Here is a 26,229-nt window from a genome sequence, read left to right as displayed (position 1 = left end):
TGTGCTGAGCAGGTGCTGACCCCTCGGGGCCCCGCGCGTACTGACCGGGGGTCGTGGGTACGGTCGTGCTTGTGTCCGGTGTGCGTCGGGTTGGTCACCCGTGAGCGTGCGCTAGGGAGCTGGTACGGGCATGGCGGTTGACGCTGCTCGCACGGATGAGGGGTTCACGTCGGCTGGGGCCGCGCGGTTATTACGTTCTGCATGCCGGACGGCTGGGCTCGATGACAGAGGCGCTGAGCTGATCCGCTTGGGGGAGAACGCCCTGTTCCGGCTGGCCTCGGTGCCGGTGGTCGTGCGCATCGCGCGAGGCAGGGAATGGCTGTGCACGGCGCGCAAAGAGGTTGCTGTGGCCCGCTGGCTGGCGGCGGAGGGGTTCTCGGCTGCCCACATGGTCGAAGATGTGGAACAGCCGCTCTTGATCGACGGGCACCCGGTGACGTTCTGGCACCTGATCGTCGAGGGTGACCGCAGGGCTACGTACGGGGAGCTGGGCGGCATTCTGCAGGATCTGCACTCTCTCACTATTCCCGCCGGCCTCGACCTCCCATCGTTCGATCCCTTCGGCAAGCAGGAATTGCGGATCGAAAAGGCTGCGATTCCGGAGGATAACAGGGCCTTCTTGCGGAAGCGGTGGCGTGAGCTTCGAGGCAAGTAAGCAGAGCTGCGGTTCGAGTCACCCAAGGGGACCCAAGGGGCCCGTCCACGGGGATGCGCATGTGCAGAATCTCATGGTGGATGACCATGGCCAGGTGATACTGATCGACTTCGAGGCATTCTGTTTCGATCATCCTGAATGGGACCTCATGGTGACGGCGGTCGAGCATCAAAGTCTCGGCTGGCAAACCGATGGGCAGTACGCCGATTTCGTCGCCGCGTACGGGCGGGATTTGCACGACTGGCACGGGTTCGACACCATGCGGGGGCTGCAAGAGTTCGGCATGGCTAAGTGGCTGATGCAGAACGTTGGGGAGAGCGAGGAGACTGCCGCTGAGTACCGGCGGCGTATCGCTGGCCTGCGAGACGATCATGGACCTCGGGATTGGCGTCCTTGGACGCTCTAACGGCTCCTTCGGCCGCCTGCACACCCGTTGATAGTAGCGAGCTGATAATGCACGGAGCGTCTCGTGCTCCTTTAAAGGGCGAGAGGTGGCGAGTCTCGCCGCGGCGGCGACAGCCCGCCGTGACGCCAACGCGGTGGGGGTAGAACGCCAGTGCAGCCGCCAAGAGCGTCACGGGCTTTCAGGATGGCCACACGCACGGACGGACCACCCGGCAAATTGGGTCAAAAGGCTCCTTTCTTAAAGGGTTCAGCTCGGAGAAGCTCATAACTGTCCCGCAAGTTGCGCGAACTGTGCGCGAGGACGTGGGGATGCTGATTCAATGCGTAGGTATGACACTCGCGGCAAGTTGGTATACGAGCTCCGCGCTCTGGGCTCTCTTGGTTCCAGCAGTCGTTGCGGTGGTGGTGGCAGTCTTCCAAGCATGGGCCAACCTGCGCACTGTGCGACCTAAGAGGCGGCTAAGTTACTGCCTCCGAAAGAGCACGCCACTGCTGAATTCGCCGGGAGTTGCTGCAGGGTCGCTTGCCGTGATCCACGGATCAGTACGACTTGATGAGCCTCATCTCGTTGAAATCGAACTTCGGAATGATGGCCGTAAAGCAGTAACTGACGGAGATTTTCACAACGAAGAGCCGATCGCATTTGATGTCGGGGCTCCTATCGTTGCCGTTATAAAAAAGGAATCTTCGCCGGCATCGAGGCGCATTCCCGCCGCAACAACCGTCGGGAACGTCCTTGAAGTGGCACCATGCCTTTTGTCTCCACGCCAAACGGTGTCCTACTCGCTGCTCGTAGATGGCGAAGTGGTTCAGTTGGGCGTGCAAGAGTCGTTAGTTGACATTCCCGTAGTGGAACGTCAGCCGGTCCCGTCGACCCGGCCGAATGATAACTTGCCTATTAAAACGTCGAGTCTTCTCGTCGTCGCGGGCGTTGCGGTTATGTTTGGAATCGTCTGTCTTATGGCGCTTCCCTCGGCCGTCGCAGCTCGGAATCAGGAGACGTATGAGAAGCGGTGTATGGAGAGGGCGAAGACTGAATTTCCTTGCCCGCTGCCGAGTAGTCTCCTGTCTACGCACGCTACTCAGTCCACTCGCTCGCCGTGACTAGAAGTAAAGTGCGGCGGACACGACGCAGGGCATCATCAACTGCTGTCAGTCGTCCTTGTCCAGTCGGGCGAACGCGTCGTTCACTTTCTCGTTGAAGGCGGCCACGGCGGAGCTCGTGGCATGTGCGCCAGCCTCGCGCTGGAAGGCACGCATTGAACCGCGTCGGCATACCACAGGGCGGCTTGCCCGGCCGGGGGAGCCGTCTCGGCCGCGAGGGCGAACCCGCGCTTTCGTAGCTTCGCTCTGCGTCCCCCGATAGCGTCCGCGTACTGTTCGGCAAAGGTCATCGGTCCGGTTCCCTTCCGGGGGATGCAGGCATAGAAAAGGCCCTGGTTGTCCGGGGCCGTTGTGCGGTCTTCTATGCCTAGGTTCTATCCCGCCAGGGGTGGCGGAATCAAGGAGGGTGTTTAAACGGCCAGGGGTCGAGCGGGGAAATGGAAAAGCCCTGGTCGAAGTCCGGGGCCCATGTGGGGGTCAGCATTTCCCCCTCTGTCTATTCCTTGTCAGTCGCTACCAGGTCACCGAGGTGCGCTATCGTTTTCATCGCGTGCCGGTGAATGCTTTGATTGTATTCCTTTGAGGTGTATTCGGTTTTCTCGTCACCAGCATCCTCGGGAGCCATCAGCATGAAGAGCGGTTCGCGGCCGCCAGTACCTACAGGGATCATCCGGAAGCCGGACCGGTACAAGAACGGGCCGCGTTCCTCCCAGGTTTCCATGGTTTGCCACTTCTGCCGGTAGGTCGTTCCAGTGCCGTGCTCTTGCCAGTGACCGGGCTTGTACGGCCCGGCCTCCAGCTCCGGCAGCAGCGTTGCATTTTCTTCCTGAGACTCGACCAGGGAAGCGACGACAGTAGGACTCTTAGCCGTTTTGATTGCGGTCAGTAGGTTCGCGTTGGCCGCTTTGAGTTCCTGGATTTGCTTCCGGTGATCGGTTCCCGGAATCCATACGCGGGTTGTTACTTCTTTGTCTCCGATCCGATGCAGGAACCCCGATTCGAGTTCCGAGAGGAGTAGTTCGCGTGGCCACGATGCTTGGTAATCGCAAGCCTTGCCGTTAAGAATTCGTGAGCCGCACCTGTAGTAGTGGCTAACCCTGGTGCCGACCACCTCGCCCTTGCTGGTTTTTTTGTTTACCCTCTTGTCTGGATAGAGCTTAACTGCGCAGGGGCAGAGAAATAGGCCGGACGTCGGATCGGAGTTCCGCCTAGTTCCACTCTTGGCTTCCTTGTATCCGTCCAGGATCTTTTGGAGGCTTGCGTATTCTTCGTCTGTGAGAATCGGCTCAGCCCACTGGACGGGCCTCCCCTTCTTTAGCAGGGGCTCGCCGTTATGCAATGCGATTCCCTTGAGGGTCGGCTTCCGGAGGATGGCACCCAGAGCCGAGGATGCCCAGACGCTTCCCTTGAGTATGGTTTGAGTGCCCGCCTTCTGCTCGGCGGCGTTCACGGACCGCTGATAGTCCTTCGAGGTGAGTATCCCCCGGTCATTCCAGTCGCGGCAGATCTTTCCCATGGAATCGCCCTGATTGACGATTCGGTCGTATGCCTCTCGAACGAGCTTGGAAGTAACCGGGTCAAGGAAGAGCTTGTATCTGATCTTTCCGTCTTCCATGGGGACCGGAACTGGCCGATACCCGAAAGGCCAGATACCCCCGCCCCAGAGTTCAGCCTGCCGGAAGGACTCAGCTTGCCCTTTTCGCTTCCGAGAAACGGCCTGCCGATACTCGGCGGCCTGGGATGCCTTGACGTAGGCAATTAGACGTCCGGTAGTCGTGTGGATGTCCAAGGCTGGGTCATCAAGGCAGATGATCTCTTTGCCGCCCTGGTGACACTTCTCCGCGAACTGCTCCCAGTGCCACTGTTCCCGAGTGATTCGGTCCAGCGCCGTCACGACAATGGCGTCCCACTCATGCCAGAGGGGTTCTCCCATCCACTGGCCCAGCTTCGGCCGGTCATCGAGGTTCACGGCCCCGGACACGGTGGTGTCGACCACGTCGGCCACGGTCACGGTCCCGGTCCCGGCGAGGGCGTCGTCTATCTCGGTCCTCTGCCTGTCGAGGGCCGAGCTTGTCTCTGTGTCACGGCTGATCCGTCGAGCCTTGAGAACCCTCATGCCGGCTTGTAGACGTGGGTACATCCCTGCCATGCCTGACCTCTCCCTGCGGCGTCCGCTCCCCGGTGGCGCGGACTGGTCGAGAGTCCATGGTAAGTCGTTCAGACCGATGAGTGGATCAATTTTCCGTGGAATGTCTTGCCTCCGCTACATAAGTCCGGGGAAGCGGCCAAGTCGAACACGGAAGCGGTCTGACCTGCGGAAGGCGTTACGCGTGACTCCGATGGCCTCGTGACACCAGCTCGATCTTGATCGGAGCCGCGGTTTCGAGGTCGAGGGTGTCACCTTCTTCCTCTGCTTCTGGATCGTGGGGATGATCGACCGCCAACACGATCAACATGGTGTGGGGCCTCGGAAGCCACCCCACGTCTGCCGGTGGGTCGAAGCGACCGACATCGGTGATCCGAACGAGGGTCTCGGGGATGCCCACCAGGCAGGCGTCGTCGGTTTCCGGGTGTCGTGGGCTCGGGTCGACTCGAAAGAGTCCGCCCCACTCACCGTTGTCGGAGGTATGCGGGATCGCCCTGCGGCCGTTCCACCGGATCTCAGAGTCCGGATCAATCTGTGCCCATGGCCACTCGACCGTGATGTCGAACGGAGTCACCTGGGCGACTCGCATGCGTGTTGGTGGGCAGCTGACCAGTAAGTCGTCGCCAACCTGGAACTGCCGTCGACGGTCGCCTTCGCCCATGGTGTAACGCTGCCTTCACAGGTGGTACCGCCGCAAGCCGCCACGATGGGGCCGCTGGTAGACGCCACAGCCGGCCATCTGCCTACTGAGCACTCCAGTTGCCGGACGGCACTGGAGTGCTCAGTCACCTCGTTGATGACGTTCAGTCGAGCCAGCGGACCTTGTCCCCGATACGGACATGGCCGGGTTTCTCGACCGCCGCGTACACGCCGAGGGTGTTGCCGAGCTCGCGGGCGACCCAGCGCAGCACGGCGCGGTCATGCGGGACCGTCGGAGTCTCCTTGGTGATCATCACGCAGCGGTCGCACCCCTCGGTGAAGCGCAACCGCAGTGTGCCGATGGCCATCCGGCGGCCGATCCAATCGTGCTCGGGGTACCCGGTGGCGTGGTCGCCGGGCATGTCGTCGAGCACCAGGTTGGGCCGGAACCGGCTGGCGTCCATCACACTGTCCGGCAGCGTCGAGCCGAGGCTGCGCAGCGCCGTCGTCGTCAGTACATGGAGCGCGGCGTCAGGCCGGTGCGGCTGGTGCTCGACCAGCGTGACGTTGGCCTGTACAGCCGCACTGAGCCGACCGGCAGCGTCAGGCGCATCGGAGCGGAACCGTCGGCCGTCCGGCAGGACCAGCTCGGCCACGCCCGGCCCGAGGGTGACCGCCCGCAATCGCATGAGCGCCGGAACAGCACCGGCCCAGGTGACCTCTTCCCGCTCGTCGTGGACGGCGATGCCCCGGTCGCCCTCGATTCCGAGCACACCGACCGTGGCCGCGGTCAGTCGCTCACCACCCACCGACTTCACCGGATACCGCCACAGTTGGTCGACCCGCATCCATCGCCCCCTTCATCCCAGCGGTCCGGCGACCGTGGTCGACGGCTGTCCGGGCAAGCACAGCGACGATCACCGTACTGGGGGTCATGCCGTCGTTCCACCGCCGCCTGGCTGTGACGTCTACCAGCGGCCCGCACCCTGGTAAGCAGCATCCGAAGGGATTCCTGAGCAAAACCACTAACAGTTGAAGACCCTGGAGCGTCGAGCCTCCCGTCGTCCGGCGGGACGGCCAGGTCCTCGACGCCTGAGCAGCGACGCCGTCGCCGACCGCCGAGCCGGCGGCCGGGCCGACCATGACGAAGGGGGCTCCCGCCTGCGCGGGCAGCCCCCTTCGCTCACTGCACCTCAAACGCGGCGCGAGCGCCCGCCTAGAACGTCCCCAGCTTCACGATCGACAGCAGGGCCACCAGCTGGATCGCCGACGCCCCCAGCGCCTTCGGCCACGGCAGGTCGTGGGAGCGGCTGACCATCAGGGTCAGCAGGACGCCGCCCGCGACCCACGTCGCCCAGCCCAGCAGCTGGACGAACGACGCGTCGCCGCCGAGGAACATCGCGACGATCAGACGCGGGGTGTCCGTGAGGGACATGATCAGCATGGAGAGGCCGACCGTCGGCTGCCACGCCCCGTCGCCGCCGAGCTGGCGGGCGAGGGTGTGGGTGACGACGCCCAGGATGAAGGCGCTCAGCACCATCGCGACGCCCGTCGTCAGGACGATCGGGATCGCGTTGGACAGCGTCGCGTTGATCGTTTCCTGGCGGGTGTCGTCGAAGCCGAAGACCGCGAGCAGCCCGTAGAGGAAGGTCACGATGAGGGCGGGGCCCCACATCGTGTAGTCCCGCATCTGAAGGAACGTCTGGTTGGGCGACAGCACGACGCCCTTCAGCAGCTCCTTCCAGGGCAGCCGCGGCCCGATCGGAGCCGCCGGGGCGGCGCCGCCGGCCTGGTACGTACCCCCCTGGTTGTACTGGTCATGCTCGTCGATCGAGAACGCCTGGGTGTGACCGGGGTTGTTCGCCGCGTAGGGGTCGTGCGGGGCGCCCGCGCCGCCGTGGGCGCCGTACGGGTCGTCACCCCCGAAGTACTCGGGTTCGCCGCCCTGGCCACCGCCCTGGCCGCCGTACCCGCCGCCCGGACCGCCGTAGCCGCCGCCCTGACCGCCGTACCCGCCGCCCTGGCCACCGGCGTTCGCCGAGGGCCACTGGCCGCCGCCCGCGCCTCGTCCTGCGCCGCCGCCCGGGCCTCCGCCGCCGTAGGGCGGTTGCTGGCCGCCCCCGCGGTACTGCGGCCGCTGAGGCGTCGCGGGGGAGCCGTACGAGGGCCGCCCCTGGGGCGCCTGCTGCCCGTACGGAGGGTCTTGGGGTCGCGCTTGCGCAGCGCGGCCGTTGCGGCCGCCGCGTCCGATCCTGAATCCAGCCACGCTTCGAACGTACCTGGTCCCACGGAGCTACGTGCCGACCCCTACCGTCCGGTACCGGCTTTGCGGCCGACCTGTGACATCCCCTAGGGGCCACCTAGGGGGGTCCCGGGAGGGCCGGCCCCTAGGTGGCCCCTAGGGCGGCGGAGACCCGTCAACAGCCGTGCCCCCACGTCCTCCAGGGGGCGTGGGGGCACGAGCAGTCGCTTCAGATCAGCTCACCGGATGCGTGCGGCTCCGGCTCGCTCACGGGCCGCAGCTCCGGCTCACTTCACCGGCTGCGGCTCCGGCTCGCTCTCCGTCTCCTCCGTGCCCGCCGGGGGCTCGTCGTCGACCGGGGTCTTGACCGACTCCAGGAGGAGCTGGGCGACGTCCACGACCTGGATGGACTCCTTGGCCTTGCCGTCGTTCTTCTTGCCGTTGACGGAGTCGGTGAGCATCACGAGGCAGAACGGGCAGGCGGTGGAGACGATGTCGGGGTTGACCGACAGGGCCTCGTCGACGCGCTCGTTGTTGATGCGCTTGCCGATCCGCTCCTCCATCCACATCCGCGCGCCGCCGGCGCCGCAGCAGAAGCCGCGCTCCTTGTGGCGGTGCATCTCCTGCTGGCGCAGGCCCGGGACGGCGCTCATGATCTCGCGCGGCGGCGTGTAGATCTTGTTGTGCCGGCCCAGGTAGCAGGGGTCGTGGTAGGTGATGATGCCCTCGACCGGGGTGACCGGGATCAGCTTGCCCTCGTCCACCAGGTGCTGGAGCAGCTGGGTGTGGTGGATGACCTCGTAGTCGCCGCCGAGCTGCGGGTACTCGTTGCCGAGGGTGTTGAGGCAGTGCGGGCAGGTGGCGACGATCTTCTTCGCCGACTTCGGCTTCTTCGACTCGGGGGTCACCTTCCCCTCGTCGTCCGTCTCCTCGCCGAACGCCATGTTCAGCGCCATGACGTTCTCCATGCCGAGCTCCTGGAAGAGGGGCTCGTTGCCGAGACGGCGGGCGGAGTCACCGGTGCACTTCTCGTCGCCGCCCATGATCGCGAACTTGACGCCCGCGATGTGCAGCAGCTCCGCGAAGGCCTTCGTGGTCTTCTTGGCGCGGTCCTCCAGGGCGCCCGCGCAGCCCACCCAGTACAGGTACTCGACCTCGGACAGGTCCTCGATGTCCTTGCCGACGACCGGCACCTCGAAGTCGACTTCCTTCAGCCACTCCAGGCGCTGCTTCTTGGCCAGGCCCCAGGGGTTGCCCTTCTTCTCCAGGTTCTTGAGCATCGTGCCCGCCTCGGACGGGAACGCCGACTCGATCATCACCTGGTAGCGGCGCATGTCGACGATGTGGTCGACGTGCTCGATGTCCACCGGGCACTGCTCGACGCACGCGCCGCAGGTGGTGCAGGACCACAGGACGTCCGGGTCGATGACGCCGTTCTCCTCGGCGGTGCCGATCAGCGGGCGCTCGGCCTCGGCGAGGGCGGCGGCGGGCACGCCCGCGAGCTGCTCCTCGCTCGCCTTCTCCTCGCCCTCCATGGTCTTGCCGCCGCCGGCCAGCAGGTAGGGCGCCTTCGCGTGCGCGTGGTCGCGCAGCGACATGATCAGCAGCTTGGGGGAGAGCGGCTTGCCCGTGTTCCAGGCGGGGCACTGCGACTGGCAGCGGCCGCACTCGGTGCAGGTGGAGAAGTCGAGCAGGCCCTTCCAGGAGAACTGCTCGACCTGGGAGACGCCGAAGACGTCGTCGTCGCCCGGGTCGGTGAAGTCGATCGGTTTGCCGCCGGAGGTCATCGGCTGGAGCCCGCCGAGCGCGGTCCCGCCGGTCGCCTCGCGCTTGAACCAGATGTTCGGGAACGCCAGGAAGCGGTGCCAGGCCACGCCCATGTTGGTGTTGAGCGAGACCACGATCATCCAGATGAACGAGGTGCTGATCTTCACCATGGCGGTGAGGTAGATCAGGTTCTGGAGCGTGGTGACGCTGAGCCCCTTGAAGGCGAGGACCAGCGGGTACGAGGCGAAGTACGCGGCCTCGTAGTGCTCCACGTGGTGGATCGCGCCCTCGAGGCCGCGCAGCACGTAGATGGCGAGGCCGATGGTGAGGATGACGTACTCGACGAAGTACGCCTGACCCGCCTTGGAGCCCGCGAAGCGGGACTTGCGGCCCGGGCGGGACGGCAGGTTCAGCAGCCGGATCACGATGAGCACGGCGATGCCCAGGATGGTCATCACGCCGATGAACTCGATGTACAGCTCGAACGGCAGGAAGCCGCCGATGACGGGCAGCGTCCAGTCGGCCTCGAAGAGCTGGCCGAACGCCTGCGCGAGGGTCGGCGGCAGGGTGAGGAAGCCGACGGCGACGAACCAGTGGGCGAAGCCCACGATGCCCCACCGGTTCATGCGCGTGTGCCCGAGGAACTCGCGGACCAGTGTCACGCTGCGCTGGTAGGGGTTGTCGGTCCGGACGCCCGCCGGGACCGGTTGGCCCAGCTTGAAGTAGCGGACGAACTGGCCGATCGCGCGTGCGAGCAGCGCGACGCCGACCACGGTCAGTACCAGCGACACGATGATCGCGGCGAGTTGCATGGGGGCTCCTCGGGCCTGCGAGGGTTTCGTCGGGTGAACTCGGCGTACGGAGTGACGCGTGCGGACGCGTTCGACGCGCGCGATGCGTACGCCGTGTACGACGAGTACCCGAAATTACTAAGCGGTAACTTATGCAGTCCGTCTGAGACTACCCCTATCTTCCGCCGCACTGTAGCCGGGTGCGGGGTGATCTGGATCGCTGAGGGTCACCTCAGAAATCCGCCCCATCCCGACCGTGTTATTCGTACCAAATTGGTACTTTCATGACTAATTTATATCCGTGCTCTACGGGATCGCCGCCGCCACCACCGCCCTGCTCCTCTCCGCCGTCCTCGCCGTGCTGCTGCGCGCGCCCGCGCTGCGTCTCGGGCTGCTCGACCGGCGGCACCGGCAGCGGCGCGTTCCGCTGTCCGGGGGCGTGGCCGTGGTGCTGGCCACGTGTCTGGTCGTGGCCGCCGGGGAGTGGACCGGCTTCGCTCCGCTCCGGGACGGGATGGGCGCGCTGCTCGCCGCGGGCGCCGGGGTCGCCGTCCTGGGGCTGATCGCCGACCTGTGGCGGCTCAAGACGTGGTTCCTCGTCCTCGGTACGGCGGTGGCGGCGGCCTTCGTCGTGCCGTACGGCGACACCGGCACGCTCGCGGGGATCGCGGCCGTCGGCTGGATCGCGTGCGTGGCGCTCGCCTTCCGGGCCCTCGACCACGCCGACGGGGTGGCCGGCACCGTCGGTGTCGTCACCGCCTTCGGGGTCGGGGCGTGCGCCGCAGCCGAGGTGATGGACGGACTGTCGGTGCTGCTCAGCGTGCTGGCTGCCGCGCTCACCGGGTTCCTGATGCACAACTGGCCACCCGCGCGCGTGGCGCTCGGCGGCTGCGGCTCGCTCTTCGCCGGGTTCCTGCTCGCCGCGGCGGCCGTGTCCGCGTGTGCGGGGCAGGAGGCGGCCACCGGCGCGGGCGTGCTGTTCGCGCTCACCGCGGTCGCCGTCGCCGACGCCGTCCTCGTCCTGCTGGCACGGCGCGTCGCGCGCCGGCCGCTGCTGCGGGGCGGCCCCGACCATATGGCCCACCGGCTGCGGCGGCTCGGCCTGACCCCCCAAGGAGTGACGATCGTCATCGGCGTCGCGGCCTTCGCGGGGGTGCTCGTCGGCGTGCTCGTGCACTCCGGCTGGGCGGACGCGCCCGCCGTGCTGTGGGTGGGGGGCGTGACCTGCGTCGTCGTCCTGGGGTTGTGGCGGGTGCCGGTGTACGGGCGGGGCGGGGAAGGGCGTTCCGTGGAGGGGCGTTCCGTGGACGGGCGTTTCGCGGAGGGGCGTTTCGCGGAGGGGCGGGGCGGAGAGGCGCGTTCCCGTGAGAGGCGTTCCGGTGAGGGCGCCGTCCGCCGGGCCGTCCGTCGCGCGGGGGACGGCGCCGCGCGCCGCGCGGGAGGCGGCGCCGTACGCCGCGCGAAGGAGGCCGCGGTGCCCCGCGCGGGTGAGCCGGGACGTCGTACGGGCGACGCGGAACGTCGTGCGGCGGAGGCGGAGCGGCGTGCGGCGGCGGAGGTGGACGGGAAGGGCCGGCAGCGCTCGCGGCGTCAACCTGTGTCCGCGGTGAATCCCCCTCGCAGCTCGGCGGAATCACCCGTGCGTGCACCCCGCCGCGTGGCATCCTCCCAGGTCGGCGGGCCCTTGCGTGTAAGGAACGGATAAGAGTTGAGCCCTCTCGACTCAGGTCTGTTGACCGAGCGGGGAGCCTCGTGCACACTTGAGTCCGTTCCACTCAAGTCAGCTGGAGGAAGATCACCATGGCACGTGCGGTCGGCATCGACCTGGGCACGACTAACTCCGTCGTCAGCGTTCTGGAGGGCGGCGAGCCCACCGTCATCACCAACGCCGAGGGTGCCAGGACCACGCCGTCCGTCGTCGCCTTCGCCAAGAACGGCGAGGTGCTGGTCGGCGAGGTCGCCAAGCGCCAGGCGGTCACGAACGTGGACCGGACCATCCGCTCGGTGAAGCGCCACATGGGCACCGACTGGAAGATCGAGCTCGACGGGAAGCCCTTCAACCCGCAGCAGATCTCCGCCTTCATCCTGCAGAAGCTCAAGCGGGACGCCGAGGCGTACCTGGGCGAGAAGGTCGCCGACGCGGTCATCACCGTCCCGGCCTACTTCAACGACTCCGAGCGCCAGGCGACCAAGGAAGCCGGCGAGATCGCCGGCCTCAACGTCCTGCGCATCGTCAACGAGCCCACTGCGGCCGCGCTCGCGTACGGCCTCGACAAGGACGACCAGACGATCCTCGTCTTCGACCTCGGTGGCGGCACCTTCGACGTGTCCCTCCTGGAGATCGGCGACGGCGTCGTCGAGGTGAAGGCCACCAACGGCGACAACCACCTCGGCGGCGACGACTGGGACCAGCGCGTCGTCGACTACCTGGTGCAGCAGTTCAAGACCGGTCACGGCGTGGACCTCGCCAAGGACAAGATGGCGCTCCAGCGTCTGCGCGAGGCCGCCGAAAAGGCGAAGATCGAGCTGTCCTCGTCCACCGAGACCTCGATCAACCTGCCCTACATCACGGCGTCCGCCGAAGGCCCGCTGCACCTGGACGAGAAGCTCACCCGCGCCCAGTTCCAGCAGCTGACCGCGGACCTGCTGGAGCGCTGCAAGACGCCGTTCCACAACGTCATCAAGGACGCCGGGATCAACCTCTCCGAGATCGACCACGTCGTTCTCGTCGGCGGTTCGACCCGTATGCCGGCCGTCGCCGAGCTCGTCAAGGAGCTGACCGGCGGCAAGGACGCCAACAAGGGCGTCAACCCGGACGAGGTCGTCGCCATCGGCGCCTCGCTCCAGGCCGGTGTCCTCAAGGGCGAGGTCAAGGACGTCCTGCTCCTCGACGTCACCCCGCTGTCCCTCGGCATCGAGACCAAGGGCGGCATCATGACCAAGCTGATCGAGCGCAACACCACGATCCCGACGAAGCGCTCCGAGATCTTCACGACGGCCGAGGACAACCAGCCGTCCGTGCAGATCCAGGTCTACCAGGGCGAGCGTGAGATCGCGGCCTACAACAAGAAGCTCGGGATGTTCGAGCTGACCGGTCTGCCGCCGGCGCCGCGCGGCGTCCCGCAGATCGAGGTCTCCTTCGACATCGACGCCAACGGCATCATGCACGTGACCGCGAAGGACCTGGGCACGGGCAAGGAGCAGAAGATGACCGTCACCGGCGGCTCCTCGCTGCCGAAGGACGAGGTCGACCGCATGCGCCAGGAGGCGGAGCAGTACGCGGACGAGGACCACCGCCGCCGCGAGGCCGCCGAGGCCCGCAACCAGGGCGAGCAGCTCGTCTACCAGACCGAGAAGTTCCTCAAGGACAACGAGGACAAGGTCCCCGGCGAGATCAAGACCGAGGTCGAGGAAGCCGTCGGCGAGCTGAAGGAGAAGCTCAAGGGCGAGGACACCGCCGAGATCCGCACGGCCACGGAGAAGGTCGCCGCCGTCTCGCAGAAGCTCGGTCAGGCCATGTACGCCGACGCCCAGGCCGCGCAGGCCGCGGGCGGTCCCGAGGGCGCCGCGGCCGGCGGCGCCAAGGCGGCCGACGACGACGTCGTCGACGCCGAGATCGTGGACGACGAGCGCAAGGACGGTGCCGCGTGACGGAGGAGACCCCGGGCTTCGACGAGAAGCCCGACGTCCCCTCCGGCGCCACCCCCGACGACGCCGAGCCGAAGGCCGACTCCCCCGCTGCGGCGGAGGGGGCGGCCCCGGCCGGGGACGCGAACCAGACCGCCGGTCTGGTGGCCCAGCTGGACCAGGTGCGCACCGCGCTCGGAGAGCGCACCGCGGACCTCCAGCGGCTCCAGGCCGAGTACCAGAACTACCGCCGCCGGGTCGAACGCGACCGGATCGCGGTCAAGGAGATCGCCATCGCGAACCTCCTGACCGAGCTCCTGCCCGTGCTCGACGACATCGGCCGCGCGCGGGAGCACGGCGAACTCGTCGGCGGCTTCAAGTCGGTCGCCGAGTCGCTGGAGACCGTCGCGGCGAAGATGGGCCTCCAGCAGTTCGGCAAGGAGGGCGAGCCCTTCGACCCGACGATCCACGAGGCCCTGATGCACAGCTACGCGCCGGACGTCACCGAGACGACCTGCGTGGCGATTCTCCAGCCCGGGTACCGGATCGGCGAACGCACCATCCGCCCCGCGCGCGTGGCGGTCGCCGAACCGCAGCCCGGCGCCCAGACGGTCAAGGCCGAGGACGCCGAGACGGCCGACGACAAGGAGAGCGGTGGCCCGGACGAGGGCTGAGCTTGAACCGATGAGGAAGGAGGGACGTCGAGGATGAGCACCAAGGACTTCATCGAGAAGGACTACTACAAGGTCCTCGGCGTCCCCAAGGACGCCACCGAGGCCGAGATCAAGAAGGCGTACCGGAAGCTCGCCCGCGAGTACCACCCGGACGCCAACAAGGGGAACGCCAAGGCGGAGGATCGCTTCAAGGAGATCTCCGAGGCGAACGACGTCCTCGGCGACCCCAAGAAGCGCAAGGAGTACGACGAGGCGCGCGCCCTCTTCGGCAACGGCGGCTTCCGCCCGGGGCCGGGCGCGGGCGGCGGCTCCTTCAACTTCGACCTGGGCGACCTCTTCGGGGGCGCCCAGGGCGGCGGCCAGGGCGGCGGAGCCGGCGGCTTCGGCGGCGGGCTCGGCGACGTCTTCGGGGGCCTGTTCAACCGCGGCGGCACCACGGGAGCGCGCACCCAGCCCCGGCGCGGGCAGGACATCGACACCGAGGTCACCCTCAGCTTCACCGAGGCGATCGAGGGTGCGACGGTCCCGCTGCGCATGACCTCCCAGTCCCCGTGCAAGGCCTGCTCCGGCACCGGCGACAAGAACGGCACACCGCGCGTGTGCCCGACCTGCGTCGGCACCGGCCAGGTGGCGCGGGGCTCGGGCGGCGGCTTCTCCCTCACCGACCCCTGCCCCGACTGCAAGGGCCGCGGGCTGATCGCCGAGCACCCCTGCATGGAGTGCTCGGGCAGCGGTCGCGCCAAGTCCTCCCGCACGATGCAGGTCCGCATCCCCGCGGGCGTCACCGACGGGCAGCGCATCCGGCTGCGCGGCAAGGGCGCCCCCGGCGAGCGCGGCGGCCCGGCGGGCGACCTGTACGTCGTCGTCCATGTCGACGCCCACCCGGTCTTCGGCCGCAAGGGCGACAACCTGTCGGTGACCGTGCCGGTGACGTTCACGGAGGCGGCTCTCGGCGGCGACATCAAGGTGCCCACGCTGGGCGGCCCTTCGCTGACCCTGAAGCTCCCGCCCGGCACGCCCAACGGGCGCACCATGCGCGCGCGGGGCAAGGGCGCGGTCCGCAAGGACGGCACCCGCGGTGACCTTCTGGTCACCGTGGAGGTGAGTGTCCCGAAGGACCTCTCGGGGAAGGCTCGTGACGCGCTGGAGGCGTACCGCGAGGCGACCGAGGGCGAGGACCCGCGCGCGGAGCTGTTCGAGGCGGCGAAGGGAGCATGAGAGGCATGGACGGCCGTCGACGCAACCCGTATGAACTGACCGAGGAAACCCCGGTCTACGTCATCTCGGTGGCGGCCCAGCTCTCCGGCCTGCACCCGCAGACGCTGCGCCAGTACGACCGCCTGGGCCTGGTCTCTCCCGACCGCACGCCCGGCCGGGGCCGGCGCTACTCGGCCCGCGACATCGAACTGCTGCGCACCGTCCAGCAGTTGTCGCAGGACGAGGGCATCAACCTGGCCGGCATCAAGCGGATCATCGAGCTGGAGAACCAGGTGGCCGCGCTCCAGTCCCGGGTGGCGGAACTCCAGTCCGCCCTGGACGGCGCCGCGGCGGCGATGCAGCAACGGGAGGCGGCGGTGCACGCCTCGTACCGACGCGATCTGGTGCCGTACCAGGAGGTACAGCAGACGAGCGCGCTGGTGGTGTGGCGACCCAAACGCCAGCAACAGGCCGACTGAAAGGGCCGGGAGGCATGACGCCTCCCGGCCTTTTCGCTGTTCGAGCGGCGCTTCGGACAGCGCTACCGCGGCCCACCGCCCGGGTGCTGCCCCGGCCAGTTCGGAGACGGCCCCTGGACCCAGCCGTTCGGCGGCTGCTCGGAGGGCGGCGGCGCGGACTGCTGCTGGGGCCAGCCCCAGGTACGTCCGTCTGCCGCGGGGCGGGCCTCGGACCCGGAGGACGGCCACCCGGGCTGCTGAGGAGCTGCCGGCTGGGGCGGCGGCGCGTACCCGGGCTGGGGCGGTGGTGCGTACGCCGGCTGGGTCACCGGTGCGTGCGGCGAGTGCGTCTGCGCCGCGGGTGCCGTCGTCGCAGGGGCTGACGCCTGCGCCGGCAGCTGCGGCTGGGCCGACAGCGCGAACTGCGGCAGAGGGCTCATGCTCACCCGGTCGAGCAGCACGATGTTCGGGTTGCAGTCGCCGGCGTGCACCGACACGGAGCCGCCGGGCTGCCGTTCCACCACCAGGACGCTGAACTCGGCGAGCGCCTGAAGCTGTGTGGGCTCGACGGCGTACTCGTACACGCGCTGTCGCCCGGTCGCCAGACTGGTGCTGTCGCTGTCGCCCGTGGTGTGGGTCGTGGACTCGTTGGTGGTGTACGTGACGCTGGTGGAGGTGCCCGTCGTCTCGCTGTAGCTGCCACCGGAGCTGGTGGAGCTGGACGACGAGAACGGATTGGCGCCGCCCTGGTAGCTGGTGGAGCTGCTGCTGCCCCAGTTGTGTCCGCGGGTGACGGACTCGTTGTACGTCGTGCCCCTGCTGACGGACGAGCCGATCGTCTTGGCGACCGAGGTGTTGACGGTCCTGCCCTCGGTGTCCGTCAGCGAGTGCATGACGAAGGAGTGGTGTCGGCCGAGGAAGTCGGCCGCGACATTGGCTTCCTGGTGGTTGCCGAGTCGCATGAACGCCACCGTGCCGCCGCCGATCATCTGCTCGGCGGCGTCCCGCAAGTGCGGGTGCAGCACGGTGAGATGGGCGCCGCGGCGCTCGCAGACCTGCGCCATGTGCTCAAGATGCCGCCGCTGCATGCCCTGTTCGCCGAGCGCCACGACCACCGACGGCGCGGTCTCCTGGAAGGAGGACAGCCGCCGCATCACGCTCTGCACCGCCAGGTCCGCCAGCAGTTCCGTGCCGGCCGACATCGCGCCGAAGTCCAGGGCGAGGCAGGTGAGGTAGCCCGGTCCGCGCTCCCCGCGGGCGGTGCCGAGCTGCTCCAAGGGGTGCACGAACGACGACAGGCGGAAGAGACTGTCCCGTACGTGGTCCTTGTTCTTGTCGTTGAGCAGGTCGTCCGCGATGCGGTTGCGTTCATCCCGGCTGAGGGCCTTGGTGTCGTCGGTTTCGCCCAGCAGGACGCGCAGGCCCGCGCCCAGCCGGGCCAGGGAGACGTCATCGCCGAGCGCCCCGCACAGCTGGGTGAGGATCCGGGTGTCGACCGCCCGCTCGGCCCGGCCGGCCTCCGGATTGTCGCCGTGCGCCGCCTCCACCAGGGCGTGCACCAGTTCCTGGGGTGCGAGACCGCCGACGATGCCGCTCTCCGCCATCCGGCTGGGCAGCAGCTGCACGTCGACGGGCACCCCGGCGGCCTCGGCGAGGACGGACAGTTCCCGGCACACCAGGGCCTGGGTCAGATCGACGACGATCAGCGGACGTTCGCGCAGCGTGGACGTGCCGAAGACCGTGAGGAAGCCCTCGCGGCCCCGCTGGCTGCCGCCGAACACGTCCAGGCGGCGGGTGTCCGTGCCCACCGGCAGCGCGCCCCATGCGTCCAGACCGCCGACCCACTGCGTCTGCTGGGTCTCGTGGTGCTGCCGGCGCTGCTGCCACACCTGCCAGGACGACTGGAACCGCTGCTCCAGGTCGCTCTGCCGGGTCGTCAGGTCTCCTGTGGCCACGGTGTGCCGCCGTGAGGCCAGGGAGATCCGGATCAGGGCGACGCCGATCGCCGCCACACCGGCGACCACCATGACGGTGCCCGCGAAGAAGCTCAGCAAGAGGCAGACGGCCGCGACACCGCCGCCGATCTTGAGGGAGGAGTTCCGGCTGTCCTCGCGGTCGAGCCGGGCGGCCTCCGCGCGGTTCGTGTACCCGACCGCCACCTGCTCGCGCTGGGGCTCCGGTTCGACGAACGGCTGACGCAGCGACTCGGGGTCGCGGTAGGCCCAGCCGATACGCCGGCCGGAATCGAAGAGACGCAGGTAGCGGCCGAGCCGGCCGGCTTCGGTGCTGTCGACAGTCATGGGTGAGGGGCCCCCGGCCGGTCAGGAGACGAAGGTCTCGAGCGCGCGGATGCGCTGGTGGAGCGGCGGATGCGTGGACATGAGCCGGGCGACCGGACTCGCCTTGCGGGCGGCGTCGTCATGCCCCTCCGCCTGCCAGCCGGTGAACAACTCGATCATCAAGGGGCCGTACCCGAGCCGGCCGGCGAACCGGTCGGCGCGCAGTTCGCTCTGCCGTCCGGACCAGGCGAGCAGGAACGGAATCGTGTAGAGGGCGACGGCGGGCGGGAAGGCGAGGAAGGTCGCCACGGCGAGGGAGCCGAAGATCAGGACGAAGACGCCGACAGCCAGACAGGAGAGCTCGGCGGTGAAGTAGAAGAGGAAGCGCAGCACGAACTTCACGACGGTCATCAGCATGCGGACCGGTACGGCGTACCAGTGGCCGAGCAGCAGGGCCCAGGAGTGACCGCCGACGTGATGTCCCAGCTCATGGGCGAGCACGGCCGACAGGTGCTGCGGCGGCTGCCGCATCGCTCCGCGCGTCACGCCGACGAGGTGCCCGGCGGCGGCGGAGGCGTTGAGCTCGTCGGTGTCCTCCATCCACAGTTCGTACCGCGAGCCGTCGACTCCCGCCCGCCGGGTGACGTCGTCCCAGAGGGGCTGGAGCGCGGCCAGTTCGGCGCCGGTGGGCCGGCGCATCTTGAACAGCAGTCGTGCGAGGCCGCGTTCGGTGGGCCGGTGGAAGACCAGTGCGCCCGAGGCGAGCCAGGCGATGACGAAGGCGGTGTCGAGACCGCTCGGCATCATGCGGGAGATCAGCCAGATCACCAGCAGACTGCCCAGGAAGAGCGGCAGGTTGAGAAGCAGGCTGACCACCGACGTGACGTCCGCGCCGCGACGCACCTGCGGGCTCGCGCCGGCATCCGGGACCACCACGAACTGCGGCTGCTGCTGCTGCGGTTGCGTCAACGGGGGTGCCTGCGGCGGCGCTTGCTGCGGATACTGCGGCGGCGCGAACGACTGCTGCGGTCCGTAGGCGGGCTGCTGCGGCGCGAAGGCCGGCTGTCCGGGCTGGAACTGGGCCTGCTGGGGCGCGGTTTGATACGGCGGCTGCTGGGGCGGCGGTCCGGCCTGGTGGGGTGGTTGCTGGTACGCCGGCTGCGGGGGCGGCGGCGCGCCGTACGGCTGCTGCGGCGGTCCGGCTTGGTACGGCGGCTGGGGCTGTCCGGCTTGGTACGGCGGCTGCGTCGGAGGCGCGCCCTGGTACGGCGGCTGCTGCGGAGGCGCCGGCTGGTACGGAGGCTGTACCGGAGGTGCGCCCTGATAAGGCGGCTGGGACGGCGGTGAGGCAGGCGGCGCCGCATGGGGCGCCTGATGCGGCGGCCCTGGCGGGTACGCGGGGGCCTGCGGCGGGCCGGCCTGATGGTTGGGGTCGCCGGGGCCGCCGTAAGGATTCTGCGGCTGGCGCGGGTCGACGGGATAGGTCATATGAGTTCGCCCTGAGAGACATGAGCACCGTGAAGGCGCTCAAATGTGGACAGGTGAGAAATGACCGTCCCGAGGGCGGCAGAAAAGACGCCTCTGATGATTGAACTCGCCCCCGTACCCGCCGAAGCGGGTGTCAGTCATTGATCAGCAGCCGGAACATGGTGCATGAATCGGCATCCCAAGTCCACCTGGTAGTGGGAAAGTCGACGTTACAGTTGCAAGGCTTGGCCCCGCTCCGTGGTGCCTCTAGGGTGGGGCGCAAGATCGACAACGGGGGAGACGTTGCGAACCACCTTGCTCGCGCCGGAGCTTGCCCAAGCCGAGGACGCCGCCCAGTTCTTCATGCCGTCGCGCAGATCGTCACCACGGACGGAATCACACGTTCCCCGGAGCGAACTCCGCGACTGGGCAAGGGATTTCAAGCGTCCCGGGCGGGCTGACGCCGACCCCGCTCCCAGCGCGCCCGCGGGGCGCGGCCCGGAACGGTCCGGGCAGGCATGACGGACGCCTCACCCGGCGCGACCTGGCAGCGGTTCGCCAGCCTTGAGACCTCGTTGCTGCGCGAGGTCCCGCGCCAACGCCCCACTGAGGACCGGCCCGTCGGCAGCGAGGACGAGTTGCGGGCGCAGCGCCTCGCCGCCCTCGTCGCCGCCCACCATGCGCCGCACCCCCACGATCCGGCCGGCGGCGCGGTGGCGGTCGGCTGGGCGCGCCGCACGGCGGACGGTCCGCTGGACGTCGTCATCGGAGGCGGGGCCCTGCACGGCGGCCGCACGGACGAGGACGGCGGTGCCACCGCCCTGCTGCGGCTGCCCGCGGGGGCGCGGGGACAGCGGCAGCAGCAGGGTGCGGCAGCCGCCCTGATGGCCGCGTTCCCCTGCTGGAGCGCGGTCGCCGGGGTGACCGACGGACTGCTCGTCGACGACGAGCCGAGGACCGCGAACCCCGCGGGCGCCGTACAGCGGCCCACGCTGGAGGACTGTCTCCTCGGCGTCTGGCAGGAGCCGTTCGCCTGGCTCGCCTTCGCCGAACCGGTGCCGGCCGCCGAACTCGACGAGCTCACCGGCGACGTGGCCGACGAACGGCGCAGAGCGCAGACCAAGGCCGAGGGGTCACCCGAGTACGCCATCGCCGCGGCCAGGCTGGAGCGCAGGCACAGGGAACTGGCCAAGGCGGCGGCCACCGGGCTGTGGCGCATACGGCTGCTGGCAGGCGGGCGCACCCCCGAGGAGGCGACCCGGGTCGCCTCCCTGCTGTGCGCATCGGCGGACCTGGAGGGACTGCCGTACGCGCTCCGTCCGACCGGGCGGGTCGGCGACCTTCCCACGGCGCTCGGCGGCGTCCTGCCCGCGCCCGAGGAGTACCCCTTCCACGCCGGTTCGGACCTCCTGGCGGCTCTCGCCCGGCCCCCGGCGCGGGAGATACCCGGCGTCCGGTTCGCTCTGCGGCCGGAGTTCGACGTCACGCCCGAGACCGCCGGCCGTCCGGCGCCGGCCGGAGCCCCTCCGGTCCGGCTCGGCTCGGTCCTCGACCGCAACCGCAGCCCCGTCGGCGACCTCGAACTGACCCGCTCCACCCTCAACCGGCACACCTTCGTGTGCGGAGCGACCGGCGGCGGCAAGTCGCAGACCGTGCGCGGGCTGCTGGAGGCGGCCACACACGTGGGCATACCGTGGCTGGTGGTCGAGCCGGCGAAGGCCGAGTACCGGTTCATGTCCGCGCGGTTGGGCGACACGAGCGAAGTCGTGGTGCTCAAGCCCGGCGACCCGGACGCCCTGCCGGCCGGTTTGAACCCGCTGGAGCCGTCGGCGTACGCGAACGGGGAGCGCTTCCCGCTCCAGACCCACCTCGACATGGTGCGGGCACTCTTCCTGGCCTCCTTCGACCCGCAGGAGCCGTTTCCGCAGGTGCTGAGCGCCGCGCTGACCCGGTGCTACGAGGACCTGGGCTGGGACCTCACACTCGGGGAGCCGACGTTCCCGGGCGTCGAGCCGCGCTATCCGACCCTCGAGGACCTGGAGCACACGGCGCTCCAGGTCGTCTCGGACATCGGCTACGGCAAGGAGGTCGCCGACAACGTCCAGGGCTTCATCAAGATCCGCCTGGCCAGCCTGCGGCTCGGCACGACGGGACGCTTCCTGGAAGGCGGCCGACCGCTCGACTTCGGTGAACTCCTGCGCCGCAACGTCGTCTTCGAGATCGAGGACGTGGGCGACGACAAGGACAAGGCGTTCCTGATGGGCACCATCCTCATCCGGCTCGTCGAGTACCTCCGCATGGAGCAGCGCGTAACCCGGCAACTCTCCTTCCCTCTACGCCATTTGAGCGTTTTCGAAGAGGCGCACCGGCTGCTGCGCCGGGCGGAGGAGGGCGGCGCGAGCGCGCACGCGGTCGAGATGTTCGCGGGACTTCTGGCCGAGATCCGGGCGTACGGCGAGGGCCTGGTCATCGCCGACCAGATCCCGAGCAAGCTGCTCCCGGACGTCATCAAGAACACCGCGGCCAAGGTCGTCCACCGGCTGCCGGCGCAGGACGACCGTGAGGCGGTCGGCGCGACGATGAACATCACGGCCGCGCAGTCCGAGTACCTGGTCACCCTGCGTCCGGGTGAGGCGGCCGTCTTCACGGACGGCATGGACTATCCGCTGCTGGTGCGGATGCGGGACGGGACGGATCGGGAGGACACGGGGGCCGTCCGGCCGGCGTCCGCGGCTGCCTTGACGGGCGCCCGCAGCTCCGCGTGCGGCGCGGACTGTTCGACGGCTCCGTGCACCCTGCGTGAACTGCGCAGGGCCCAGCGGCTGACGGAACGCACCGAACTGCGCGTCACGCTGTGGGCGGAGATGGCGGTGGCGGCCCATCTGCTGGGCTGGACGACTCCGCTGCCGGGCGAGGAGATGCGCCGCGATCTGGAGCCGTACCGGGGCCGCCTCCTCGACTGCGCGATCGGCCAGGCCGCCGACCGCGCCGTCCACAGCCGCGTCGGCGCCCCCGACGACCCGGTCGGCCTGGCCGGACACGTCGCCGCGATGATGCGCGCCCAACTCGACGGCCACGACCCGTGCCCGGTGGCCGAACCACGGTTCAGGGCGCGCAAGGGGACGAAGACGCGGGTGTACTACCACGGGCGGTACGAGCCGTCGGTGTTGGAGGGGGTGGTGGGGTGCCCTGATGCCTCGGAGGAGTGGGCCAAGCGCTTCTCCCAGACCTTGTCGTGCTTCGACCGCAAGATCCGGAAGCCTGTCGTGCCCGAGTCGCCCACTGGGGGTTGAGATTGAACGAGTTGACCACCGCGGAGGCGCAATCCGAGGCGGCGTCGGACCACAGGATCTCGGCTCCCGAGTTCCCCGACTCCAAGGACACGCGAGCGGAGCCCGAGGCGCCTGAGGAGCATCAGGGGGTCGAAGAGGCCGAGGAGCACGGGGATGTCGGGGATCCCGAGGAACCTCAGGAATTCCAGGAAGCCGAGAAGCCCGAAAGGCAAGTGGAGCTCGAAGGGCAGGAGGAACCTGAGGAGCCCGGCGTTCGGGGGGAACACGGCGGTTCGGCGGACGCCTCAGGCGACAGAAGTCATCGCGGCTATGCCGAGGGTGTTGAGCCCGCCGAGCCCGCCGAGCCCGCTGAAGTTGCTGCGTCCGCCGAGCCTGCTGCTGAACCCCCAGAATCCCCAGAACCCGCTGAACCCACAGAGCTGGAAGAGGCCGAGGAAGCGGTCACGGCGTCCGCGGACGACGTTCTGGTGCGGGGAGAGTTTCTGGATCGGGTGAAGAGCGTATTCGGTGGCGGTGGCGCCGACCGGGTGCGGGAGATTTCAGACTCCGTCGACAAACCTGATTTCCAGGTACCCGAGAAGATGTACCCACCAGACCGCTACGGCACCCCGTTGGACCGGCCGGACGGCACACGGACACCTCTTTTCGAGGGGGTGCCGACGCGGGAACAGAGCAAGCAGGGCGAGCTCGGGGACTGCGGTGTCATCGCGACGCTCGGCGCAGTCGCGGGACATCGTCCACAGGACATTATGAACTGCGTCAAGGAGAACGAGGACGGCACCTACGAAGTGCTCTTCCATGAGGCGAAGAGTGTGGGCGTCGGCAGATATGAGCCGACGGGGAACGTCGTCAGACTGACGGTGACCGCTGATCTCCCTGTGCACGACGAGATACCCGACAGACCCGCCTTCGCCGACTCGGTGGACACGGGGGCGGCCTGGGCTCCCATCCTCGAGAAAGCGGTCGCCGGAGTCGACCAGACGTGGTCCGAGGAGCGCGGCGCGTCATGGAAGATGACCCACAACCGGCCGGATGAGCTGCGCGCCGGCTACGTACGGTTGGACGACGGCACCAAGTCGGGCGAACGCGCGGAACTGATGGTGCAGTTGACCGGCCAGCCGGCCGAGACGTGGGATCTGCCCACGGGCTATGACTACGAAGGTCGTAGTGTCAGGCGACAGGTCATGGACCACTTCGCCGAACAGCTCGACGCCGGCTGTCCCATCGTGGTCGGCACGCGGAAACCGTCGAAGGAGGAGATACCGCTGCCGAAGGATCTCATCGGCGGCCATGCCTATGAGGTGACTGAAGTGGACGACCGGGGGTTCATCCACTTGCGGAACCCCCACAACAGGGACCATCCGCAGCCGTTGACCTTCAAGGAATTCAAAGACAGCTGTCTTCCCCTCTACACCACACTGGATCCGAAATGAGCACTCGGGAAATCGCCCTCACGCCCAACGCACAGGCCAACCGGGACATCGGTAGCTTCAGCGTCATCCACGTCTATGCCCCTGCGGGCCAGGCACCGACGGTCAGGCTTTCCGTCGGTGCCGGAGGTACGGACACGCGTCACTCCCTGGTGCCCGGCGACGTTTTCCCTGTTCGAGATCAGGAATGGAAGCTCGACCGGATCGAGAATCTCGATTCACCGACGGGCGACTGGACGGTGGTACTCGCTCGGGTCAAGTGACCTTCTGTCTGCCTCAGTTCAGTTGTTCCGTTGCTCCGTCCGGGTGGACCAGGAGGCGGATTGCGCCGCCGTAGCGGTTGTCGGTGACTGTGGCGGGGGTGGGGGCGCCCAGTTGTTGGGCGCGTTGCTGGAGGATCGCGAGGATGACCTCCTGGATGTCGCCGTAGGGCGGTGCGGTGATGGGGACGCCGTCGATCAGACCGGCGTTGGGGGAGAAGACGTGCACCTGGGCGTCCGTCGCTGCCGGGGGCGGGGGCGGGGTGGTCGGTTCGGTCATCGGGGTTCCGGGTTCCTTCCGGCTCAGGCGCTCTTGGCCTGGTCCTGCTCCGGCGGGGCGGGCAGGTTCGGCAGGGTGGGCAGAGCGTTGTCGGGGACGTCGACGGTGCGAGCGTACGTGCCCCGGGCGAGGCGTTGAAGGCGGCCCGACTTGACCATGGAGGAAAGGACGTTGCTGATCGTCTTCGAGGGGTCGCCGTAGACGCCGGGCGGCAGGGCGCGCAGGACGTCGCGGGCGGAGAAGGGGCCGGGGAAGGTGGAGACGGCCGTCTCGACGGCGGCGCGGATGCTGGGCGCGGTGGCCGGGCGGCGGGGCGTGGGCGCGGCGGGGGTGGCCGACGCCGTGGCGGCGCCGGCGTCGAGGCCGGTGCCGGGCGGCGGCAGGTGGTCGTGGAGGTGGCGCAGGGCGGTGCGCAGGGGCTCCAGGTGGGTTTCGTCGGCGTCCTCGGTGGCCGCCAGCATCGTCGCGACCTTCTCGATGTTCGTGACGGAGGCGGCCAGTTCGCGCAGCAGGGGTTCGAGGAAGTCGCGGCGCAGCGCCGCCACCGGGTCGGTGGCCGCGAGTTCGACGGAGACCGAGCCGGTGAGGGTGCGCAAGGGGGCGGGGAGCGCCGGGCCTTCGGGGCCTTCGGGGTCGTCCGCCGGGTCGTGGGGGGCCAGTTCCTCGACGGCGTTCCGTACGGCGCGTACGTCCCGCAGCAGTTCGGGGGTGACGTCGCCGCCGGGGACGCTCGTCAGCATCGTGGCGAGCTGTTCGAGGCTGGTGAGGGCGGGCAGCGCGGAGCGGATCAGCGGGCCGAGCAGGGTCTGTCGTACGGCCTGGGCGGGATCCTCGTACGAGAAGGCGATCCGTTGCCCGGACTCGGCCGCTGCCATGTCCTGTGTCCTGCTTTCGAGTTGGGGGGTCGGGGGCGGGGTGTGTCTGTGGGGTCCCGGTGTGCCGGTGTGCTCGTGCAACGGGGACGGGATTCCGGTCAGGTGGCGGCGCAACGCACGTCGCTGAGCTGCGAGTTGTTCCTGGCGGATGTCGAACGCGTCGAGTACGGCGGCGATTTCGGGCCAGCCGTGCTCGGCGGGGTGGCGGGCCGTCGAGCCGGCGGTGCGGGAGCGCAGGCGCAGCAGCCGGCGGGAGGGGTCGCCGGCGCCGTCGGCCGCCGGGTGGACGGGGAGGTCGCCGGCGGCGTCGCCGATGCCGAGCGTGCGGCGGATCCAGCGGCGGTCCTCGAGGGTGGTCGCCGCCGCGTAGCCGTACGGCTCGGCGTGGACGACGGCGTCCTCAAGGCATTCCGCCCACAACGGGCAGGAGGCGCACAGGTCGCGGGCGGTTCGCAGCAGGACGAGGTGCTGGCGGCGCAGTTCGGGCGAGTCGTCGGGCGGATCGGTCGGCGCCTCCAGCAGAGGGTGCTGGAACACGTCCGGGCGGCGCTGGCAGGGCAGGGCGGCGTCGGATGTGTGCGCCCCCCGTGCCGGCCCGCGCGGTGGACGCGCGGGCAGCGCCGTATGGCTGGCCATACGC

20 protein-coding genes are annotated in these 26,229 nt (G+C 68.8%); 11 read left to right on the top strand and 9 right to left on the bottom strand.

The annotated features are described in order from the left end of the window. The first annotated feature begins 130 nt into the window (after positions 1 to 130). Together ACFYX4_RS18075 and ACFYX4_RS18070 are read left to right on the top strand one after the other, a co-directional pair. Complete coding sequence (locus ACFYX4_RS18075; RefSeq protein ID WP_389333476.1) at positions 131 to 655, top strand: hypothetical protein; 525 nt, start codon at positions 131 to 133, stop codon at positions 653 to 655. A 61-nt stretch (positions 656 to 716) separates the two neighbouring features. Then, positions 717 to 1,061 carry a phosphotransferase family protein gene (locus ACFYX4_RS18070; protein WP_389333473.1) on the top strand — a complete coding sequence of 115 codons (345 nt, stop codon included), beginning with the start codon at positions 717 to 719 and terminating at the stop codon, positions 1,059 to 1,061. Between the two features lie 1,599 nt (positions 1,062 to 2,660). Here the strand turns inward: ACFYX4_RS18070 and ACFYX4_RS18065 are convergent. From ACFYX4_RS18065 to ACFYX4_RS18045, 5 genes are all read right to left on the bottom strand, one after another. Continuing rightward, positions 2,661 to 4,313, bottom strand: coding sequence for a recombinase family protein (locus ACFYX4_RS18065; RefSeq protein WP_389333470.1), 1,653 nt, complete (start codon positions 4,311 to 4,313; stop codon positions 2,661 to 2,663). Between the two features lie 175 nt (positions 4,314 to 4,488). After that, positions 4,489 to 4,971, bottom strand: a complete 483-nt coding sequence (locus ACFYX4_RS18060; RefSeq protein WP_389333467.1) for a hypothetical protein — start codon at positions 4,969 to 4,971, stop codon at positions 4,489 to 4,491. Between the two features lie 142 nt (positions 4,972 to 5,113). Continuing rightward, positions 5,114 to 5,797 (bottom strand): MOSC domain-containing protein, encoded by a 684-nt coding sequence (locus ACFYX4_RS18055; RefSeq protein WP_389333464.1) that lies wholly within the window; start codon positions 5,795 to 5,797, stop codon positions 5,114 to 5,116. Positions 5,798 to 6,165: 368 nt separating this feature from the next. Continuing rightward, a complete protein-coding gene (locus tag ACFYX4_RS18050; RefSeq protein ID WP_389333461.1) occupies positions 6,166 to 7,215 on the bottom strand; it encodes a Yip1 family protein in 1,050 nt (349 codons plus the stop codon). Positions 7,216 to 7,478: 263 nt separating this feature from the next. Further along, positions 7,479 to 9,770 (bottom strand): heterodisulfide reductase-related iron-sulfur binding cluster, encoded by a 2,292-nt coding sequence (locus tag ACFYX4_RS18045; RefSeq protein WP_389333458.1) that lies wholly within the window; start codon positions 9,768 to 9,770, stop codon positions 7,479 to 7,481. Positions 9,771 to 10,050: 280 nt separating this feature from the next. Here ACFYX4_RS18045 and ACFYX4_RS18040 point away from each other — a divergent pair, with 280 nt between their 5' ends. The 5 genes from ACFYX4_RS18040 (at position 10,051) to ACFYX4_RS18020 (ending at position 15,726) form a co-directional block, all read left to right on the top strand. Then, the gene (locus ACFYX4_RS18040; protein ID WP_389333455.1) at positions 10,051 to 11,454 is read left to right on the top strand and encodes an MraY family glycosyltransferase; all 1,404 of its coding nucleotides are present in this window, start codon (positions 10,051 to 10,053) and stop codon (positions 11,452 to 11,454) included. A gap of 95 nt (positions 11,455 to 11,549) precedes the next feature. Next, positions 11,550 to 13,400, top strand: coding sequence for a molecular chaperone DnaK (gene dnaK / locus ACFYX4_RS18035; protein WP_389333452.1), 1,851 nt, complete (start codon positions 11,550 to 11,552; stop codon positions 13,398 to 13,400). After that, the gene (gene grpE / locus ACFYX4_RS18030) at positions 13,397 to 14,050 is read left to right on the top strand and encodes a nucleotide exchange factor GrpE (RefSeq protein WP_389333449.1); all 654 of its coding nucleotides are present in this window, start codon (positions 13,397 to 13,399) and stop codon (positions 14,048 to 14,050) included. Before dnaK ends, grpE begins: the two co-directional genes overlap by 4 nt. 33 nt (positions 14,051 to 14,083) lie before the next feature. Then, positions 14,084 to 15,268 (top strand): molecular chaperone DnaJ, encoded by a 1,185-nt coding sequence (dnaJ, locus tag ACFYX4_RS18025; protein ID WP_389333447.1) that lies wholly within the window; start codon positions 14,084 to 14,086, stop codon positions 15,266 to 15,268. A gap of 5 nt (positions 15,269 to 15,273) precedes the next feature. Then, entirely contained in the window at positions 15,274 to 15,726 is a 453-nt protein-coding gene (locus ACFYX4_RS18020) for a heat shock protein transcriptional repressor HspR (protein WP_389333444.1), read from the top strand. Positions 15,727 to 15,788: 62 nt separating this feature from the next. Here ACFYX4_RS18020 and ACFYX4_RS18015 read toward each other — a convergent pair whose 3' ends face one another. Then, positions 15,789 to 18,005, bottom strand: coding sequence for a hypothetical protein (locus ACFYX4_RS18015; protein ID WP_389333441.1), 2,217 nt, complete (start codon positions 18,003 to 18,005; stop codon positions 15,789 to 15,791). A gap of 21 nt (positions 18,006 to 18,026) precedes the next feature. Then, positions 18,027 to 18,953: a M48 family metalloprotease gene (locus ACFYX4_RS18010; RefSeq protein WP_389333437.1), complete on the bottom strand. Its 927-nt coding sequence runs from the start codon at positions 18,951 to 18,953 to the stop codon at positions 18,027 to 18,029. Between the two features lie 21 nt (positions 18,954 to 18,974). Here ACFYX4_RS18010 and ACFYX4_RS18005 point away from each other — a divergent pair, with 21 nt between their 5' ends. The 4 genes from ACFYX4_RS18005 to ACFYX4_RS17990 all read left to right on the top strand — a co-directional run bounded on the left by ACFYX4_RS18005 (position 18,975) and on the right by ACFYX4_RS17990 (position 24,437). Next, on the top strand, positions 18,975 to 19,331 hold the full coding sequence (locus ACFYX4_RS18005; protein WP_389333434.1) for a hypothetical protein: 357 nt from the start codon (positions 18,975 to 18,977) through the stop codon (positions 19,329 to 19,331). A gap of 638 nt (positions 19,332 to 19,969) precedes the next feature. Beyond that, positions 19,970 to 22,744 (top strand): ATP-binding protein, encoded by a 2,775-nt coding sequence (locus ACFYX4_RS18000; protein ID WP_389333431.1) that lies wholly within the window; start codon positions 19,970 to 19,972, stop codon positions 22,742 to 22,744. A gap of 11 nt (positions 22,745 to 22,755) precedes the next feature. Continuing rightward, the gene (locus tag ACFYX4_RS17995) at positions 22,756 to 24,177 is read left to right on the top strand and encodes a C2 family cysteine protease (RefSeq protein WP_389333428.1); all 1,422 of its coding nucleotides are present in this window, start codon (positions 22,756 to 22,758) and stop codon (positions 24,175 to 24,177) included. Continuing rightward, positions 24,174 to 24,437, top strand: coding sequence for a DUF6406 domain-containing protein (locus tag ACFYX4_RS17990; protein WP_389333425.1), 264 nt, complete (start codon positions 24,174 to 24,176; stop codon positions 24,435 to 24,437). The genes ACFYX4_RS17995 and ACFYX4_RS17990 overlap by 4 nt, the downstream gene beginning before the upstream one ends. Positions 24,438 to 24,450: 13 nt before the next feature. Here ACFYX4_RS17990 and ACFYX4_RS17985 read toward each other — a convergent pair whose 3' ends face one another. After that, positions 24,451 to 24,714 carry a hypothetical protein gene (locus ACFYX4_RS17985; protein WP_389333422.1) on the bottom strand — a complete coding sequence of 88 codons (264 nt, stop codon included), beginning with the start codon at positions 24,712 to 24,714 and terminating at the stop codon, positions 24,451 to 24,453. A 23-nt stretch (positions 24,715 to 24,737) separates the two neighbouring features. Beyond that, on the bottom strand, positions 24,738 to 26,225 hold the full coding sequence (locus tag ACFYX4_RS17980) for a WhiB family transcriptional regulator (RefSeq protein ID WP_389333419.1): 1,488 nt from the start codon (positions 26,223 to 26,225) through the stop codon (positions 24,738 to 24,740). Positions 26,226 to 26,229: the final 4 nt, after the last annotated feature.

The organism is Streptomyces sp. NPDC002328 (genome assembly GCF_042890065.1).
GTDB lineage: Bacteria > Actinomycetota > Actinomycetes > Streptomycetales > Streptomycetaceae > Streptomyces.
Note: the sequence above shows the minus strand (reverse complement) of the source record. Positions and strands in the feature narration are given on the sequence as shown.

Bases quoted from the DNA above. Each gene is read 5' to 3' on its own strand.
- ACFYX4_RS18055 (WP_389333464.1), bottom strand. From the start codon at position 5,797: ATGCGGGTCGACCAACTGTGGCGGTATCCGGTGAAGTCGGTGGGTGGT.
- dnaK (WP_389333452.1), top strand. From the start codon at position 11,550: ATGGCACGTGCGGTCGGCATCGACCTGGGCACGACTAACTCCGTCGTC.
- ACFYX4_RS18075 (WP_389333476.1), top strand. From the start codon at position 131: ATGGCGGTTGACGCTGCTCGCACGGATGAGGGGTTCACGTCGGCTGGG.
- ACFYX4_RS17990 (WP_389333425.1), top strand. From the start codon at position 24,174: ATGAGCACTCGGGAAATCGCCCTCACGCCCAACGCACAGGCCAACCGG.
- ACFYX4_RS18020 (WP_389333444.1), top strand. From the start codon at position 15,274: ATGGACGGCCGTCGACGCAACCCGTATGAACTGACCGAGGAAACCCCG.
- ACFYX4_RS18000 (WP_389333431.1), top strand. From the start codon at position 19,970: ATGACGGACGCCTCACCCGGCGCGACCTGGCAGCGGTTCGCCAGCCTT.
- ACFYX4_RS18060 (WP_389333467.1), bottom strand. From the start codon at position 4,971: ATGGGCGAAGGCGACCGTCGACGGCAGTTCCAGGTTGGCGACGACTTA.
- ACFYX4_RS18015 (WP_389333441.1), bottom strand. From the start codon at position 18,005: ATGACTGTCGACAGCACCGAAGCCGGCCGGCTCGGCCGCTACCTGCGT.
- ACFYX4_RS18045 (WP_389333458.1), bottom strand. From the start codon at position 9,770: ATGCAACTCGCCGCGATCATCGTGTCGCTGGTACTGACCGTGGTCGGC.
- ACFYX4_RS17980 (WP_389333419.1), bottom strand. From the start codon at position 26,225: ATGGCCAGCCATACGGCGCTGCCCGCGCGTCCACCGCGCGGGCCGGCA.
- ACFYX4_RS17985 (WP_389333422.1), bottom strand. From the start codon at position 24,714: ATGACCGAACCGACCACCCCGCCCCCGCCCCCGGCAGCGACGGACGCC.
- dnaJ (WP_389333447.1), top strand. From the start codon at position 14,084: ATGAGCACCAAGGACTTCATCGAGAAGGACTACTACAAGGTCCTCGGC.
- ACFYX4_RS18065 (WP_389333470.1), bottom strand. From the start codon at position 4,313: ATGGCAGGGATGTACCCACGTCTACAAGCCGGCATGAGGGTTCTCAAG.